We start from the raw sequence: 17786 nt of genomic DNA on the forward strand, positions 1-17786 counted from the left end.
GATATAATTATACTTCAAAATTAATTCATAAGCATTCGTTAATATTGATTTACTTAATATATTTTAAACTATAAAATCAGAAAAACATGTCTATATTCTGCGTTTTATGAAACAATATATGTTTCACGAAAAACCGTATAAATTTTATTTGTTATAATATTTTAATTCTTTTATAATTTATATATCGATACTTAGGATATAAATAATATAATAAGCTTTTAATTAAACATTCTGGAGGAAAAAATTATGCCTATGCAAAAACTTCTTAGCAAAGCTCGTCAAGCTATACAAGATTTTGATATGATACAAGAAAATGATAAGATAGCTATAGGACTTTCTGGTGGTAAAGATAGTTTAACTTTACTTCATATTCTTAGCAATTATAGAAAGTTCTCACCTCAAAAATTCGAGTTAATAGCTATAACTTTAAATCCTGGTGGCGTTGATAATGCTCCACTTTATGAGTTATGTGAAGATTTAGATGTTCCATTTTATGAAATTCAAACTAATATAAAAGAGATCGTTTTTGATATTAGAAAAGAAAAAAATCCATGTTCTTTATGCGCTAATTTAAGACGTGGTGCTTTAAATGATAATGCTAAAAAATTAGGATGCAATAAAGTAGCATTAGGCCATCATAAAGATGATGCTATAGAAACATTTTTAATGTCTATGTTTTATGAAGGAAGAGTTAACTGCTTCTCACCTAAAACACATATGGATAAGCAGGATTTAACTATAATTAGACCTATGGTATATATTGAAGAATATATGACTAAAAAAGCTACAAAAGAATATAACTATCCTGTAATAGAAAATCCTTGTCCAGCTAATGGTCATACAAAAAGACAAGATGTAAAAGAACTTTTAGCTAAACTGAATAAAGATATGCCTGGAGTTAAGAAGAATCTTTTCGGAGCTTTAAATAATTCTGAAAAATTATTTATTTGGGATAAAAATAAAATTAAATAAGTGTCTAAATTTAGACACTTATTTTTATAATTTTAAGGATTTATAAAGTTTTGTTGTTATGATAAATTTATATTTTTACTTTATCCTAAGTTAGGAGCTAAAACATCGTTTGGAATAGTAAATTCTACTAATCCCATAGCCCCTGGAGCTACTTCATATTTATCAAAACATATAACTAACTCATTTTTATCATTTATATAAAAACCTTGATCTTTTCTTATCTTATTAAAGTTTTCATCTCCAATTTCCTTATCATTTAACCAGTAGACTTTATTAGAATCTTCTTTCATTTGTTGTTTCATTTGCTCTTTTATATTTTTACTTATTATATTTATATAATCTTTTCCTGCAAACATGTTTTCAAGAGTAAGAGCAGTTTCATTTTGCTTATTGATATTATAGAATTTTCTTGTTGTATTAGATGAACCTTGTGCATGAAACTCATATACTACTAGAGATAATATCTTATCATTATTTGTCATAGTTTCAGACCATGACTTAACCATTTCTCTTCCTGGTATATTATCTTTCTTTAATTGTTCTATTTCTTTTACATAATCTTGATATAATTGTTTTGCATTAGCTTCCATTTCTTTATTTATATTTTCTTGTAATTCTTTATTTTTTAATCCCTCTACCTTAGACACATCTATCGATACATCAAACCCATTTTCGTTTAAGTTATAATTTGATAATCTTACAACTTTAACTATGTTTCCTACTATAGGTATTTGCTCTAACGTATTTGCAAATGCTGGACTTAAATTAATTCCACCTACTAATACAGCTATTGATGCTGCACTTGTTAACCACTTTTTATTCAAAGACTTTTTCTTGTTTAATGATTCATTAACAACATTATTTAAATTCTCAGGAATTTCTATATTATTATAGTTACTTTTTAATTGCTCTAGTTTTTTATTTTTCATAATTGTCTCCTTCTAATCCATTATTTATCTGAATTTTTAATAGCTTTAAAGCTCTATAAAGTCTCGTCTTTACAGTATTTTCATTTTTGTCTAGTATTGTTGCTATATCTGATATTTTCATATCTTCAAAATACCTAAGAATTACTAAGGTTTTGTCTTCCTCGCACAAACTGTCTAAGGCCTTCTGAATATCTATTTCTATATCTATATTATGCTCAACGAAATTATCAGAAACTACGTCTCCTTTTTCTTGAGTGTATTTTTTATTTTTTCTTATGTAGTCTATAGCTGTATTTATTAAAATTTTATAAAACCATGGTTTTATTAACTCTACATCTTTAAGAGTCTTTATCTTTGATAGTCCTTTACATATAGATTCTTGTACTATATCTAAGGCATCTTCATTATTTTTAACATAAGTGTATGCTATTTTATAAAATATACTTTGATTTTCTATGATGTAATTTTTAAAAGTGTTTTCTTTTCTTTTTTTGTCTAAGCTTAGTAAATTCATCTTTTTCGAAGGCCTCCTTTTCATCACATATATATAGACGGACTATATTCCTTTAAAAGTTTCAAAAGTTTTTTATTTTTTATTTATAAGTTTATTTATATAAATAAACTTATAAATTTACTTAAGTTATAAAGTAATAATAATTTCTTTGTACGTAAAAAAAGTATGGATTATTTTCCATACTTTTATTCATAACTATTGTACCCATATCAACATATATGAGCATTTTTATTTACGCTATTTATTTTAACTAATTTTTATAATATCATCTACCTTACTCATTTTTTTATCTTGTAATTTTGGTTTCGTTGATAAATACCATTTATAAGTTTTTTTAAGTCCTTCTTTTAACAATACATTTGGTATATATAGCCCATGTTCTATTAATTTATCTATATCTAAATTATAATCTATATTTCTAAACGGGAAGTATTGTCTTTCCTCTAAATTAATCTTATTTATATCTACTAATTTTACTACTGGAGATTTTTTTACTACTTCTCCACATGTTTGTATTAAATCATTCCATGATATAAGTTGGGGGTTTGTTACATTGTAGGCTTCTCTTACTCTATCATTATGAGTTAAACTTTCTAAAACTTTTACTAAGTCATCAATATATATAAATTGAGTAATGACATTCTTTCCATGTGGAACTGGTATTTTCTTTTCTTGTAATATTCTTTCAAAAAAATAAATTTCTCTATAAAGATTATTATTAGGTCCATAAATATATGTAGGCCTAATAATTATATATGGTATATCACTGTTGATTATATAGTCTTCTGCTTCTTTTTTATCAAGGCCATATTTTCCCCAGTTTTTATTTTCTCCCTTTTCATTATCTTCTCTTGCCTGTTTACTACTATCTTTATATACAGCACCTGATGATAAAACAACATACTTTTTTAAGGATTTTAAGTCGATACACTCTATTAAATTTTTTATATCATCCTTCGAATATGCAGTCATATCATATATATATTCATAAGATTTTTTATTTAATATTTTTTTTAATTGAGATATTTCATCTCTATCACAAAGAAAATGTTTTCCTAAAGTTTTTAATTTAACACCTTTTTTTCCTTTTGTAAGTATATCTACTTTATATCCACATTTTATTAAATATTCGGCTAACGCAGAACCTATGAAGTCATTTCCACCCATAACTAAAATTGATTTCATATATAAATTTCCCCTTTCTAAAATAGCCTCCGATACAATATTAGCACATTTTCAAACTATATACATTACTTATTTAAACGTAAAAATCTACCATAAATTAATACAATTTTTTCATATTTTATATTTATATACATCATCTTGTATAAGCTTTGTTAAGATTTTTGTTCCCTCTATTATTACTGATATACCATTTCCTGGATGTGTAGACGAACCTATAAAATATAATCCCTTATTATCCTCATCTTTTAAATGAGGTCTAAAATAAGTTGTATAATTTAATTTATGGCTAATCCCAAATGCAGTCCCATTATAAGAGTTAAATTTATGCTTTAATTGCATTGGTGTTAAATATGATTCATATAATATATTTTCTTTTAAATCTTCTAAGCCATCTATTTTTTCAATTTCTTTTAATATTATATTTCTAAATTTATTTATGTTCTTCTTATCCCATTTTACTTTTTTATATTGTAAATTCGGAACCCTAACCATAATATTTAATATACTTTCAAATTTTCCTAATACAGAGTCATCTATCTTACTTGGATAATATAAATATAATGATGGATGTTGTGGCAATTCTCCTTTAAAAGGCATCTGTATATTTTCTTTAAATTCTTCACCTATATAGATATTATGTACTTGTAGATTATGATATTTTTTATTTAATCCTAAATACATTATAAATACAGAACATGAATAATCTTCTTTCTTTAACTTAAGGCATTTTTTTTGATTTTTTAAAAGTTGATCAATAGCATATGGATAATCTGCATTACAGACAACTATATCGCATTTAAAATCACCTTTTTCACTTATTACTCCTTTAACTTTATTATTAATTATCATTATTTTCTCAACAGTAGTATTAGTTTGTATACTACCGCCTAAATCATAAATTAATTTTTCAAGAGATTCTATATATTTATAAAATCCTCCTTTTATATACCACAAACCATAAACATGAGATATTGCAGGTATTAATGAGTATATATTTGAATTTTTATAAGGATTTACTCCTATATACATAGACTGAAATATCATATAATTTATTATTTGCTCATTTCTAATTACGCTATTTAAATATTTACTATTACTTTTAAATGGAGATATACTCATAAATTCTTTAATAATCTTTTTATTAGATACTTCTGTTGCATCAATCATAGGCTCATTTAAAAAATATTTTTTACTAACTAAATATTTTTCTAAAGATTTAGTTAAAAAATTTAAATATCTTATAGGTAATTTATATTCTATGCTTTCTAAAGTTTCTACCATTTTACCTAAATCACTATAAAAGTTATATTTTTCTCCACTAGCATAATTAACACCATATATAGGATCTATTTTTAGTAGTTCAAAATAATCTCTATAATCTTTACCAGCATATTCAAAAATTTCTGTATAAATTTGAGGTGCCATCAATATAGATGCAGTTAAATCAAATCTTGCTCCATTTTTAAATTTAGCATTTACTTTCCCGCCTATTCTAGGCTCTTTTTCCAGTACTGTAACTTCATATCCTTGTTTTAATAATCTAACAGCAGTACAAAGACCTCCAATTCCGCCGCCTACTACAATTACTTTTCTCATAGTATAACACTCCCTTAGAACTAACGTTATTAATGTTAGTATTCCTAGTAAATCTATTATTATTTGAACTATTTTTTCAAAATAATAGACCTACAAATGTCACTTAATGAGATTCTTTGAGGCCTTTATAAATCCATATATATTTTTTATATAGATACTGTTTTATCTATATTTATATTTATCTTATTTTGCAGCATATATAAAAGTACTGGTATATACATGTAAGTTAAACATCCTTTTACATTAAATAGTATTAATATTAATATACTTGATGAAACAATTGATGCTATAACAGATGTTTTATTACTTTTATTAAATACTTTCATCATAATTCCAAACATTAAACCAAATATGCATACCATTAGAGAGAATACTATAAAAATACTAATTCCCTGTATCTGCTGTGGTATCTTTGGTATTGACGAGTATCCAACAACAAAAATATATGTTAATACTCCAAAGATAATATAGGTCTTACCCATAGATTTTTTTTTAAATAAAAGTAATACTGTAAACGCAAAATAAAAACAACTTAAGAAACTGACTAATCCCATATGACTCACCTATCCTTACTATAAATCTTTATCATTGAATTTATTTTTATAAAAACAAAACCACAAAGCTATTTGCAAGCCTTATGGTTTTGTAGTATAAATATTTTACAAGGTATATTTATTTTAAAATTATAACAGCATAGATCCTGCAGCTAATATAACTATAGTTGCTACGAATATTAAAGCTAATAATTTAGTTACAAACTTAACCCATGTAGCATAGTCTATTTTTGCAATTGCAAGACCACCCATAACAACTCCTGATGTTGGAGTTACTAAATTTACTATACCACTACCTGCACAGAATGCAGAAACTATTATTTCTGGTGCAATATTTAACTTTTGAGCTAATGGTGCAAATATTGGCATAGAAACTGATGCTAATCCTGAAGTAGATGGTATTAAGAATGATAATGCTATGTATATTATATAAGCCATGTTAGCAAATAACATACCAGATACTCCACTTAATACTCCAGATGCTTTATCTAGTATGTATAAGTCAAGACCAGAGTTTGCCATCATGAAAGATACCCCTCTTGATATACCAACAACTAAAGCAACACCAACCATATCAGCACATCCATTTATAAATGAACCAACTATATCTTCTTCTGACATTCTGTAAACTATTCCTATTAAAACAGACATTAAGAAGAACCATATTGTTAATTCAGGGAACCACCATCCTCCTAATGGAGAACCATTAAACCATGCTGTAGTGTTTTCAAATATAGTTATTCCAAAGTTACTCCATGGTATAACACTCATTATCATAACTGCAAAAGATAGTGCAAATAATACTAAAACAAATTTTCTCTTTCCATCTAGCTCTAATATCTCTTCTGAATCATTGCTAAATGCATCATGAGCTGCATCTAATTCACCCTTAGATAATATTGTAGCATTTTTATCTGCATAAACTTTTTTAGCATACTTCATAACATATATTATTGAAATTATTAAAGGTATTAACCATAATGCAGCTCCTATTGCTATAGTAGTACCTTGATTTATTGTTACCCCTGCAGCTCCAGCAGCTGATACTGCAGCTCCTATTGCAAATGGGTTTACTGTCGATCCTAAACATCCGATACCACAACCAAGTAATAATGTAGCAGCCCCTACTAATGGATCAAACCCTGCTGCCATCATAGTTGCAGTTATTAATGCGTAAAATGCTAAAGACTCTTCAGCCATACCATAAGATGTTCCACCTAAAGAGAATAAAAACATTAATACTGGTATAAGCATTAATTCTTTTCCTTTTAGTTTCTTAACAAGTGCTCCAACACCTGCATCTAAAGCTCCTGTTTTTGTTACAACTCCTAGGAATCCACCTATTATAAGTACGAATAAAGCAACGTCTATTGCACCTTTAACTTGCCCTTCGTTCCATACACTCATGTATGAACCGTCTGCATCATTAATTGTTTTAAGTGCACCTTCTACTCCATTTTCCTCCATAGACTTTTGAATTTCTGCATCTAAAGCTAAATCTTTTACCCCAACCATACCTGTTACTGGAGCCATAACTAGATCTGAAAGTTGAGCTTTCTTAACACCAGGTACAACTTGAGTTATTAGTGCGATAGCTATCATTATTGCTAACAATACTGTATACGCAGATGGGAATTTAAACTTTTTCTTTTTGTCGTTTGACATTACCTGTCTCCCCCTTTGGTTATAATTTGTCTATTATTTTTAAAGAGTCTCACTCTATTAAAAATCCCCGTTACTATGCAAAACTTATTAAATTTTTCTATAATTTCTATTTTAATTTATAATACCATCTTATCCAAATAAAGGAAATATTATCCTATCAGATAACATTTCCTTTCATATTTATTATTTTATTATGCGTTGCATATTTCATCTTCTTTACATATTATAGTTCCTGTAGTTCCGTGTAAAGCTTCTTTAGCTTTTTCTAATGAAGTTATTAACGCTTTTCCTTTAGATGAAGATTCTACGAAATCTACACAAGCTTCTACTTTAGGTAACATAGAACCTGGAGCAAAATGTCCTTCTTCTATATATTTAGCTGCTTGATCTAAGTTTATAGATGCTAAAGCTTCTTGGTTTGGTTTGTTGAAGTTTATGCAAACTCTATCTACTGCAGTTAATATTACTAACATTTCAGCATCAAGGTCTTTAGCTAATTTAGCACTTGATTTGTCTTTGTCTATAACAGCAGCTACACCGTGTAATGATCCATCTTCTTTTTCTATTACTGGTATACCACCACCACCAACAGTGATTACTATACTTCCATTATCAACTAATTGCTTAACTGTTTCTAATTCAACTATTTTTTGAGGTTGTGGAGAAGCAACAACTCTTCTATATCCTCTTCCAGCATCTTCTACAAATGTAAATCCTTTTTCAGCAGCTATTTTATCAGCTTCTTCTTTAGTATAGAACATCCCTACTGGCTTCGTTAAGTTTTTGAAAGCATCATCATTTTCATCAACTACAACTTGAGTTACTATAGATGCAACATTTTTATTTAATTTTCTAGCATTTAATTCATTTTTTATAGATTGTTGTAAGTGATATCCTATATATCCTTGACTCATTGATCCACATTCAGCAAATGGCATACTTGGAGTGTTTGCTCCGTTATTAGCTGCAAAATCCATTGCTAAGTTTATCATACCAACTTGAGGTCCATTTCCATGTCCAACTATTACGTTGTAACCTTCTTCTGATAAATCTACTATTGTTTTTGCTGTATGTTTAACTAATTCTAATTGTTCTTCCGGATTGTTCCCTAGTGCATTTCCCCCTAGTGCTATAACTAATCTCTTCATGATTTCTCTCCCTTAATTAAAGTTTATTTTTATTGATTTAAATCAAACAAGTATAACCCCCATCTATATTTTCCGATAACAAAATGGGGGTTACTTACTTTCTTATACAACTTTTCCTATATTAAACCACCATCTCAATGTTTAACTAATCAATTTAATGAGCGTCTACACACTTGATAGTGGTAGTTTCCTTAACTTAATTTCTACTAAATATTATTGTCCTATAGTAGAAGCCATTATAGCTTTTATAGTATGCATTCTGTTTTCTGCTTCATCGAATACAACTGATTGCTTAGATTCAAATACTTCATCAGTAACTTCCATTTCAGTTATACCGAATTTTTCACCCATTTCTGCTCCTACCTTAGTTTTTAGGTCATGGAATGCAGGTAAGCAGTGCATGAATATAGCTTCTGGATTAGCGTTATCCATAACAGCTTTATTAACTTGGAATGGCATTAATTGCTTGATTCTAGCTTCCCAAACTTCAGCAGGTTCTCCCATAGATACCCAAACGTCAGTGTATATAACGTCAGCATTCTTAGTTCCAGCCATAACATCTTCAGTTAATGTTATAGTACATCCGTTTTCAGCAGCTATTTCTTTGCAAGTAGCAACTAATTCATCAGCTGGGAATAATTCTTTTGGAGCACAAGCTGTGAAGTTTAATCCCATCTTAGCACAAGCAACCATTAAAGAGTTACCCATGTTGTTTCTAGCATCTCCCATGTAAACAAAGTTTACACCTTTTAATCTTCCTAATTTTTCTTCTATAGTTAATAAGTCAGCTATCATTTGAGTTGGATGGAATTCATCTGTTAATCCGTTCCATACTGGTACTCCAGCATTTGCAGCTAATTCTTCAACTATTTCTTGAGAGAATCCTCTGTATTCTATACCATCATACATTCTTCCTAAAACTCTAGCAGTATCTGCTATAGATTCTTTTTTACCCATTTGAGAACCAGTTGGTCCTAGGTATGTAACACCCATTCCTAAGTCCATAGCTCCAACTTCGAATGAGCATCTAGTTCTAGTTGAATCTTTTTCGAATAATATAACAACGTTTTTACCTTCTAAAGTTCTGTTTACTACACCAGCTCTTTTTAGGTCTTTTAAGTTTTTAGATAAATCTAATAAATATCTTATTTCTGCGCTTGAAAAATCTAATAATTTTAAAAATGAACGTCCTCTTAAATTAACTGCCATTGTAAAAACCCTCCTAATAAGTTATAATGAAAATATATTTTAAAATTTTAAAAGTTTACTATTTTTGGCTTCTTTAAAGGCTCTAGTTTCGAACCTTTAAAGAAGTTTTTTTTATCTATATATATATGTTTTATAAGGCGTTATTAAACATTAACTATTTATTAATTAAATTTAATCTGTTTCTTATACTTCTCTAACTAGAGGCATTGACATACATCTTGGGCCCCCACGTCCTCTTGATAATTCACTTGATGGTATTACATGTATTTTTATACCATTTTCTTCTAATAATCTATTAGTGATGTAGTTTCTAGAGTAAACAACAACTTCACCTGGTTTTATACATAATGTATTTGAACCGTCATTCCATTGTTCTCTATCTGCTATAACTTTATCTCCTCCACCACATTGGATTAATGTAACTTTTTCAACTCCAAGGTGTTTAGCTAATACAGTTTCTAATTCAGCATTAACTTCTACTATGTTTAATTCTCCTTCTACATCACCTTTAGTTATTTCGAATACTTGTAAAGGTCCTTGTATTCCTGGATGTATAGTGAATTTATCAACATCTATTTGAGTGAACACTGTATCTAAGTGCATCATTGCTCTATTGTTTGGTATGTTGAATGCTAATATAGTTTCTATTTCTTTGTTGTTGCTCTTGTAGAATATTTGCTTAGCTATATGTTCTATAGCAGGAGCTTCTGTTCTTTGAGATATACCTATTGCTAAAGCTTTTTCAGTAAGGTTTAATATATCTCCACCTTCTATATGATATTCAAAGTTTCTATCGTAGAATCTTTCAACTTCTCCTTTGAAATCTTTATGATACTTGAATATATAGTCAGCATATATAGTTTCTCTGTTTCTTGTTACAGAGTACATTTTATTTAAACTTACCCCTTCACCTATACTTGCGAATGGATCTCTTGTGAAGTATAAGTTTGGCATTGGATCAGCAACGAATGGATAATCATCTTGTGCTAAGTCAGATAAACTTTTCTTAGCTAAAGCAGGTAATTCATTTTTGTTTATACCAGCCATAGTTTTTCTTATTAACTCATCGTTGTTATCTATTCTTTTTAAGAATTCATAAACATTTTTATGAAGTTCTGGACTTGTTATTCCAGCTTCTTCTATAAATTGGTTTAAGAATTGTTCCTTTATTTCTTCATCAGCTATAACTTCAGCTGCTAATTCGTGTAAGTAAACAACTTCAACCCCATTTTCTCTTAGAACCTCAGCAAATGCATCATGCTCTTGTTGAGCTACTTCTAAAAATGGAATATCATCAAATAATAATCTTTCAAGATACTCAGGTGTTAAGTTTTCTATTTCAGCACCTGGTCTATGAAGTAGAACTTTTTTAAGTGGCTTTATTTCACTTGTAACTTTTATTCCCATAGTTATTCCCTCTCCATCTGTTGAATTTTTTGTCATTTTAACTCGTTAACTGTCTTTTTACTGTGTTAACTTGTTGACAACTTAATCTTATACCATTTTTTTCTAAAAATCAATATATTTTTTTAAAAATTTATTTTTTATTATTTGAAAAAAACGTTTTTCTATAAATTAAATAAAAAAGACTATGTTTTTTAAAAAAGTGCATTATTATGTTTTTTTCATGGTTTTTTCATAAAAAACCGCACTTCTTTGTTTATTTTTTAACATTGTAAACGTTATCATAAGAATTTTCTAACCTATGATTTTTAATTTTCAAACACAAATTATAAATTTATTAAAAGCTTCATTAAACATTTCTTATAACATCATTTAGCTACTTTTTTATACTTTCAAATAAACCTTGGCTATTTGTTATATGAAATTCACCGTTTTGTTGTATATTTTTATCAATATATACTTCAAACTCTTTTTTCTTATTTTCAATTACTTCTAAAATATTACCTGGTATTGAATATATATATTCTAGGATCCCTTTAGTATCATTAACTATTAACTTATCTTCATATAGATACTGGTGTACGTCACTAAAATATTTATTTAAGATACTTTCTCCATTGCTTAAACCAAATTTTGTAGAAAGTCTTTCTTCTGAAATCTTTATATTACTATTAAATCCTAGCATTAATTCTTCAAGTTCCTTCATATGATTACCATCTATTGTAGAACAGTAAAAATGTCCTCCTGGTTTAAGTACTCTATGAATTTCATTAAGAACTACATCTAAGTCTTTCATATAAAACAATATATGATTAGCTATGACTATATCAAAGCTCTCATCTTTAAATGGAATGTCATTTGGGTCTGCTATTTGAAAATTGAACCTGTTGTGATATCCTTTTAGATTAGCTTTTGCATCACTAATCATTTCTTCACAAACATCAGTTAAGGTTACATTTGTTTTTTCATTTAAATTCTCTATATTTTTGGCCCATAAAGCACCATTCCCACACCCTATCTCTAAAACTTTACTTCTTTTTTTAAGATTTATATTCTTGAAAACCCAGTTATACCAACCATGTTTATTAGAACTAAATCTATCTTGTAATTTAACACTGGCATTTAAGTTAGAGGAATCTATATATTGTTGTAATAGCCCTTTTTCACTTTCTAATATCTCTATTATATCTATTGTTTTATCCCAGTTTAAATCGTTATCATTTTGCATACTTATTTCTGCTGTTTCTATGGCACTTAGCACTATTTTCATATGGTTAATTTTATTTTTAATGATATTTTTCTGTAATCTAAGTGAATTCATCATATCATCTTTTTCAAAATTTAACTCTGTGCTCATAACTTCGTCTAATGATAGCCCCAGATATTTTAAAGCTAATATTTTTTTTAACTTTAAGAAATCTTTATCTGAGTATAGCCTATGTCCTGAATCATTATGATGAGATGGCTTTAAGATTCCTTTAGTATCATAGTATCTAATAGTTCTTATCGTCACACCTGCCATTTTGGCAAATTCACCTGTTGTATATAAGCGTTGCTCTTTCATTTTATCTCCCCCAAGTTATTGCCTAATTTAATTCTATAAGGTTACGTTACGTAATAGGCAATATATAAATTTTTTTATTTTTAAATTTTTTAAAAATTTATGTTTCGTTCAAATACGTCATATTTTTACCTTTATTTTTTTAAGAATTTTTTATTATTAAATTATTTTTTTATGTTTTTTTAACAATGCAAAATTTCCAATAATTTATATTCATTCTCTTTTTTTCATCTTTTTGTGCAAATTTTATACTTTTTCTCCCCTTTTTTATATATACAAAATTTACTTTTTCTATATAAACTAAAAAAATTTTACATATTTCACTTAAAAAATTTGTATTAAAATATATATTCTAATTATACCATTAAAAATAGTTACAAAAAAAGATACTACTAATTAAAAATTAGTAGTATCTTTTTATAACTAAATTTATTGAGCATTTTGAAGTTTTAATTCTTCCTGTTTACTATCTCTTCTTTTTTCTATTTTAGCTATTATTGAATCTATTAATAATCCATTAATTACAACTGCCATTAATGAATAAAGCCCTTTATCTAGTCCAAAAGTTAATCCTCCGCATACAACAACAAACAAATCAACTAATAATAAACATTTACCTATGTTAACTGTAGAATACTTATTTATTATTTTAGCTAATATATCAGTTCCTCCTGTTGAAGCATTTATAGCAAATGTAATCGCTAAACCTGTTCCGCATATAAGAGTTCCAAGTACTACTGCTAATATCATATTCTCTGTTATAGCATAAGTATGTAATACTTTTTCCATAAAATCCATAACTGCGGACATCATAAAACTTGCATATATAGTCTTAAATCCAAAGTCTCCACCTACTAATATAAATGATATAGTAAATAAAATTATATTCCCTATAAATATTATAGTCCCTACTGATAAACTAGGTACGTAATGACTTATTACTAGCGCCATTCCACTTAATCCTCCACCAGCAATTTGATTTGGAGCATAGAAATACTGCACACCAAAAGAAACTATGATAACACCTATAGTTATTATAAGGTACTCTTTGATTAACTTTATTAAATTGTTTTCTGTCATTTTTTCATTCCTTTTCTTGTTTTTATTTATTAATTTTAGAATTATTTATTAGCCTAAAACATACATATATATCATAATAATACTATTTTAAATATATTTAATCAATAAAATAGTTGCCATTTCTTACATTTTATAAAATTAAATTTATATGAATTAAACATTCTTTATACAGGGAGGAATCTTTATGAAATCTAGTATTCCAAAGAAAGATAGCTCTTTAAATAGGTTCTTGGCAGATAATTTAAATGAGCTAAAATCAAAAGGCCTTTATAATCAAATTAATTCACTTCAAAGTCCCAATGGTCCAATAATAACCATCAATAATAAAAATCTTATAAATCTATCTTCTAATAACTACCTCGGCTTAGCTACAAACGAAAATTTAAAATTAGCTGAAATAAATGCGGTAAAAAAATATGGTGTAGGTGCTGGTGCTGTAAGAACTATAAATGGAACTTTAGATATTCATGACTTATTAGAGTCTACTATTGCTAAGTTTAAAGGCACTGAATCAGCTATTGCATTTCAATCAGGGTTTAATTGTAATATGGGAGCAATTTCTGCTGTAATGGACAAAAATGATGCTATATTATCCGATGAACTAAATCATGCCTCTATTATTGATGGCTGTAGGCTATCTGGTGCAAAAATAATAAGATACAAACATTCTGATATGGATGATTTAAAAAATCAAGCTAAAGTAGCTGTAGGTAGTGGCAAGTATAAAAAAATAATGGTCATTACAGATGGCGTATTTTCTATGGATGGCGACGTTGCTAAACTTCCCGAAATTGTAAAAATTGCTAATGAATTTGATTTAATAACATATGTTGATGATGCCCATGGATCTGGTGTAATGGGAAATGGAGCTGGAACCTGCAAGCATTTTGGATTATCTGAAAAAATAGATTTTCAAATAGGAACTTTATCAAAAGCTATCGGAGTAGTTGGTGGATATGTAGCCGGCTCTAAAGATTTAATAGATTGGTTGAAAGTTAGAGGAAGACCGTTCTTATTTTCAACATCTTTAACTCCAGGATCTGCTGCTGCTTGTGTAGAATCTATAAATATATTAATGGAAAGCAGCTATCTAGTTAATAAAGTATGGGAAAATGGCAACTATTTAAAAAAAGGTTTAAAATCTTTAGGCTTTGATATAGGTAAAAGCGAAACACCTATAACACCTTGTATAATAGGCGATGAATCTAAAACTCAACTATTCAGTAAAAGACTTCTTGAAGAAGGAGTTTATGCCAAATCAATTGTATTTCCAACTGTTCCAAAAGGAACTGGAAGAGTCAGAAATATGCCTACCTCAGCTCACACCAAAGAAATGCTAGATCAAGCATTATATATCTACGAAAAAGTTGGAAAAGAATTGAATATAATATAAATTCATTTAAATTTAGGAGGGGCTAGTTTTATGAAAAAAGTTCTTATTACAGGTGCATTAGGTCAAATAGGTTCAGAATTAACTTCTAAACTTAGAAATGAATACGGAAAAGATAATGTTATAGCTACAGATATACGTATGATAGAAAATAGCGACATAGTATCTAATGGTATATTTGAACAGTTAAATGTTATGGATGCTGAAACACTATCAAAATTAGCTAAAAAACATAATGTTGATACAATAGTCCACTTAGCTTCATTACTCTCTGCTGTAGGCGAACAACAGCCTCAATACACATGGAAACTTAACATGAGTGGATTAACTAATGTATTAGAAATTTGTAGAGAACAAAATTTAAAGTTATTTACTCCTAGCTCTATAGCAGCATTTGGTGATAATTCACCTAAAAATTTAACTCCTCAAGATACTATGCAAAGACCTGGAACTATGTATGGTATAACTAAAGTTTCAGGAGAACTTTTATGCGATTATTATTATAAAAAATTTGGTGTTGATACTAGAGGTGTAAGGTTTCCTGGATTAATTTCATATGTAACACCTCCTGGAGGCGGAACTACTGATTATGCTGTTGATATATATTATGAAGCATTAAAAAATAAAAAATACAGTTCATTTATTGCTGAGGGAACACAAATGGATATGATGTATATGCCTGATGCTCTGCAAGCTATAGTAGACTTAATTGAAGCTGATGGATCAAAATTAATTCATAGAAATGCATTTAATATAACAGCTATGAACTTTGCCCCTGAAGAAATATCCTCTGAAATAAAAAAACATATACCTAATTTTGAATTTAGCTATAATGTAGATCCAATTCGTCAGTCTATTGCTGAATCTTGGCCTAATTCAATAGATCCTACTTGTGCTATTGAAGAGTGGGGATTTAACTTTAAATATGATTTAAGTAAAATGACTATAGATATGTTAAATAAACTTAGTTCTAGAGGAATAGGAGATACTAAATTAAATTTAAAATAATTTATAAATAAAAAAAGCAGTATATAAATATACTGCTTTTTAATATCATACAATGATTATTTTACTATGCTTTTTTTACAACGCTAGATTTTAATTTCATTGCTCCGAATCCGTCTATTTTACATTCTATATCATGTCCATCAGCAGCATCAGGAACTAAACGTATACTCTTAACTTTTGTTCCTATTTTTATAGATGATGAACTACCTTTTACTTTAAGGTCTTTTACTACTGTTACAGCATCTCCATCATTTAATACATTTCCGTTTACATCTTTTATAACAGTTGCTTCCTCTTCATTTCCGCCTTCTAAAGTCCACTCATGTGCACATTCTGGGCAAACTAAAAGTGTTCCATCTTCATAAGTATATTCCGAGTTACATTTTGGACAATTTGGTAAATTTTCCATTTTTTCACTTCCTTTATTTTTAATATTATTGGTATTTAAAATATTTTCAGTATTATATAATACCATATTATCTACTTATTTACAAATTTAGACCTTTTTGTATAAATTGATAGCAAAAATATTATTTTTTAAATCTTAATTATAATTTATTATAACCAAAAAATAATGGATTATATTATACATAAAAATTTATATATTAAATTAAGGTCTTCTCGCACCCATATAAGCATTTTGGTAATATGATGAAGATAATTTAGATTTTTTTACACCATCTTTAGGGTTTGATGCATGTATAAACTCATCATTTCCTATATACATGCCAACATGACTTACTCTATCCTTGTTCATAGTATCAAAGAATACTAAGTCTCCAGGTTTAAGGTCTTTTTTATCAACTGCCTGGCCAAATTTACTCTGATCATATGAAACTCTTGGTATATCTTTTCCTAATGCATTTTTATATACATATCTAACTAGACCTGAACAATCAAATGAATTTGGTCCATTAGCTCCCCATACATACGGCTTACCTATTTGGTCTTCTAGTAATTTCATCGCCTTATCCATCTCACTAGACGTAGCTGATGAGTTATTTACATTAGTTACTGTATTTGTATTGTTAATAGTATTACCATTATTCACTGTATTTGTGTTATTTGTATCATTCGTATTACTGCTATTTGTACTGTCAGCAGTATTTCCTACATTATTATTATCATTACCTTGAGATACACCTGCTTTAACACTATTTAAAACACTTACCATTGTAGTTAGCATTAATAATTGGCTTAAATCATTATTGCCTCCGCCGCATGAACAACCACTATTAGTACTTCCACCCATTAAATTATTTAAACTACTTTGTAACATTCTATCAAAAGAAGCTGCATTTGAATCACCATAGTTTGAGTTATTTGCATTTCTTAAATTAGTACGATTTATATTACTTAAAAGACTATTTGCTACAATTTGACCAACATCACTCATTTTGTTAACTCCCCTTTTATTATTTTCATTACTATATATACTCTATATTTTAACCAGTATAAAAATTTCTCTATTAATTATAATCGGATATCTAGATTCATTCTTTAATATTATTGACTCAATAACCTATTCCTTATTTGTTATACCAAAGTATATGGTAACATATACCCAATAA

At 28.0% G+C, this 17786-nt stretch carries 16 protein-coding genes; 3 read left to right on the forward strand and 13 right to left on the reverse strand.

The genetic code is table 11. The features are described from left to right. Window positions 1-246 precede the first annotated feature (246 nt). Entirely contained in the window at window positions 247-972 is a 726-nt protein-coding gene (locus tag NWE74_RS11265; protein WP_330666361.1) for a tRNA 2-thiocytidine biosynthesis TtcA family protein, read from the forward strand. Between the two features lie 80 nt (window positions 973-1052). Here the strand turns inward: NWE74_RS11265 and NWE74_RS11270 are convergent, their stop codons facing one another. The 11 genes from NWE74_RS11270 to NWE74_RS11320 form a co-directional block, all read right to left on the reverse strand. After that, the gene (locus NWE74_RS11270) at window positions 1053-1901 is read right to left on the reverse strand and encodes an anti-sigma-V factor rsiV (RefSeq protein ID WP_258243230.1); all 849 of its coding nucleotides are present in this window, start codon (window positions 1899-1901) and stop codon (window positions 1053-1055) included. Continuing rightward, complete coding sequence (locus NWE74_RS11275) at window positions 1891-2415, reverse strand: RNA polymerase sigma factor (RefSeq protein ID WP_258243231.1); 525 nt, start codon at window positions 2413-2415, stop codon at window positions 1891-1893. Before NWE74_RS11275 ends, NWE74_RS11270 begins: the two co-directional genes overlap by 11 nt. A gap of 246 nt (window positions 2416-2661) precedes the next feature. Next, entirely contained in the window at window positions 2662-3600 is a 939-nt protein-coding gene (locus tag NWE74_RS11280; RefSeq protein WP_258243232.1) for an NAD-dependent epimerase/dehydratase family protein, read from the reverse strand. A 111-nt stretch (window positions 3601-3711) separates the two neighbouring features. After that, window positions 3712-5196, reverse strand: a complete 1485-nt coding sequence (locus tag NWE74_RS11285; protein ID WP_258243233.1) for a phytoene desaturase family protein — start codon at window positions 5194-5196, stop codon at window positions 3712-3714. A gap of 146 nt (window positions 5197-5342) precedes the next feature. Further along, window positions 5343-5750 (reverse strand): hypothetical protein, encoded by a 408-nt coding sequence (locus tag NWE74_RS11290; protein WP_258243234.1) that lies wholly within the window; start codon window positions 5748-5750, stop codon window positions 5343-5345. A 129-nt stretch (window positions 5751-5879) separates the two neighbouring features. Continuing rightward, window positions 5880-7415: a YfcC family protein gene (locus NWE74_RS11295; RefSeq protein ID WP_258243235.1), complete on the reverse strand. Its 1536-nt coding sequence runs from the start codon at window positions 7413-7415 to the stop codon at window positions 5880-5882. 191 nt (window positions 7416-7606) lie between these two features. Continuing rightward, complete coding sequence (gene arcC, locus NWE74_RS11300; protein ID WP_330666363.1) at window positions 7607-8563, reverse strand: carbamate kinase; 957 nt, start codon at window positions 8561-8563, stop codon at window positions 7607-7609. 213 nt (window positions 8564-8776) lie between these two features. Further along, window positions 8777-9772, reverse strand: coding sequence for an ornithine carbamoyltransferase (gene argF / locus NWE74_RS11305; RefSeq protein WP_258243236.1), 996 nt, complete (start codon window positions 9770-9772; stop codon window positions 8777-8779). A 183-nt stretch (window positions 9773-9955) separates the two neighbouring features. After that, entirely contained in the window at window positions 9956-11215 is a 1260-nt protein-coding gene (gene arcA / locus NWE74_RS11310) for an arginine deiminase (protein WP_330666364.1), read from the reverse strand. Window positions 11216-11552: 337 nt separating this feature from the next. Beyond that, the gene (locus NWE74_RS11315; RefSeq protein WP_258243237.1) at window positions 11553-12740 is read right to left on the reverse strand and encodes a MerR family transcriptional regulator; all 1188 of its coding nucleotides are present in this window, start codon (window positions 12738-12740) and stop codon (window positions 11553-11555) included. Window positions 12741-13166: 426 nt separating this feature from the next. Next, the gene (locus NWE74_RS11320; protein ID WP_258243238.1) at window positions 13167-13817 is read right to left on the reverse strand and encodes a YitT family protein; all 651 of its coding nucleotides are present in this window, start codon (window positions 13815-13817) and stop codon (window positions 13167-13169) included. A gap of 184 nt (window positions 13818-14001) precedes the next feature. Here NWE74_RS11320 and NWE74_RS11325 point away from each other — a divergent pair, with 184 nt between their 5' ends. Together NWE74_RS11325 and NWE74_RS11330 are read left to right on the forward strand one after the other, a co-directional pair. Next, on the forward strand, window positions 14002-15210 hold the full coding sequence (locus NWE74_RS11325) for a glycine C-acetyltransferase (RefSeq protein ID WP_258243239.1): 1209 nt from the start codon (window positions 14002-14004) through the stop codon (window positions 15208-15210). 30 nt (window positions 15211-15240) lie between these two features. Beyond that, window positions 15241-16215, forward strand: coding sequence for an L-threonine 3-dehydrogenase (locus NWE74_RS11330; RefSeq protein WP_258243240.1), 975 nt, complete (start codon window positions 15241-15243; stop codon window positions 16213-16215). Between the two features lie 64 nt (window positions 16216-16279). On the opposite strand, the gene NWE74_RS11335 is transcribed toward NWE74_RS11330, so the two are convergent. Together NWE74_RS11335 and NWE74_RS11340 are read right to left on the reverse strand one after the other, a co-directional pair. Beyond that, the gene (locus NWE74_RS11335) at window positions 16280-16624 is read right to left on the reverse strand and encodes a zinc ribbon domain-containing protein YjdM (RefSeq protein ID WP_258243241.1); all 345 of its coding nucleotides are present in this window, start codon (window positions 16622-16624) and stop codon (window positions 16280-16282) included. A 201-nt stretch (window positions 16625-16825) separates the two neighbouring features. After that, on the reverse strand, window positions 16826-17611 hold the full coding sequence (locus tag NWE74_RS11340; protein WP_258243242.1) for a C40 family peptidase: 786 nt from the start codon (window positions 17609-17611) through the stop codon (window positions 16826-16828). Window positions 17612-17786 lie beyond the last annotated feature (175 nt).

The organism is Romboutsia lituseburensis (assembly GCF_024723825.1).
Classification (GTDB): Bacteria; Bacillota; Clostridia; order Peptostreptococcales; family Peptostreptococcaceae; genus Romboutsia_F; species Romboutsia_F lituseburensis_A.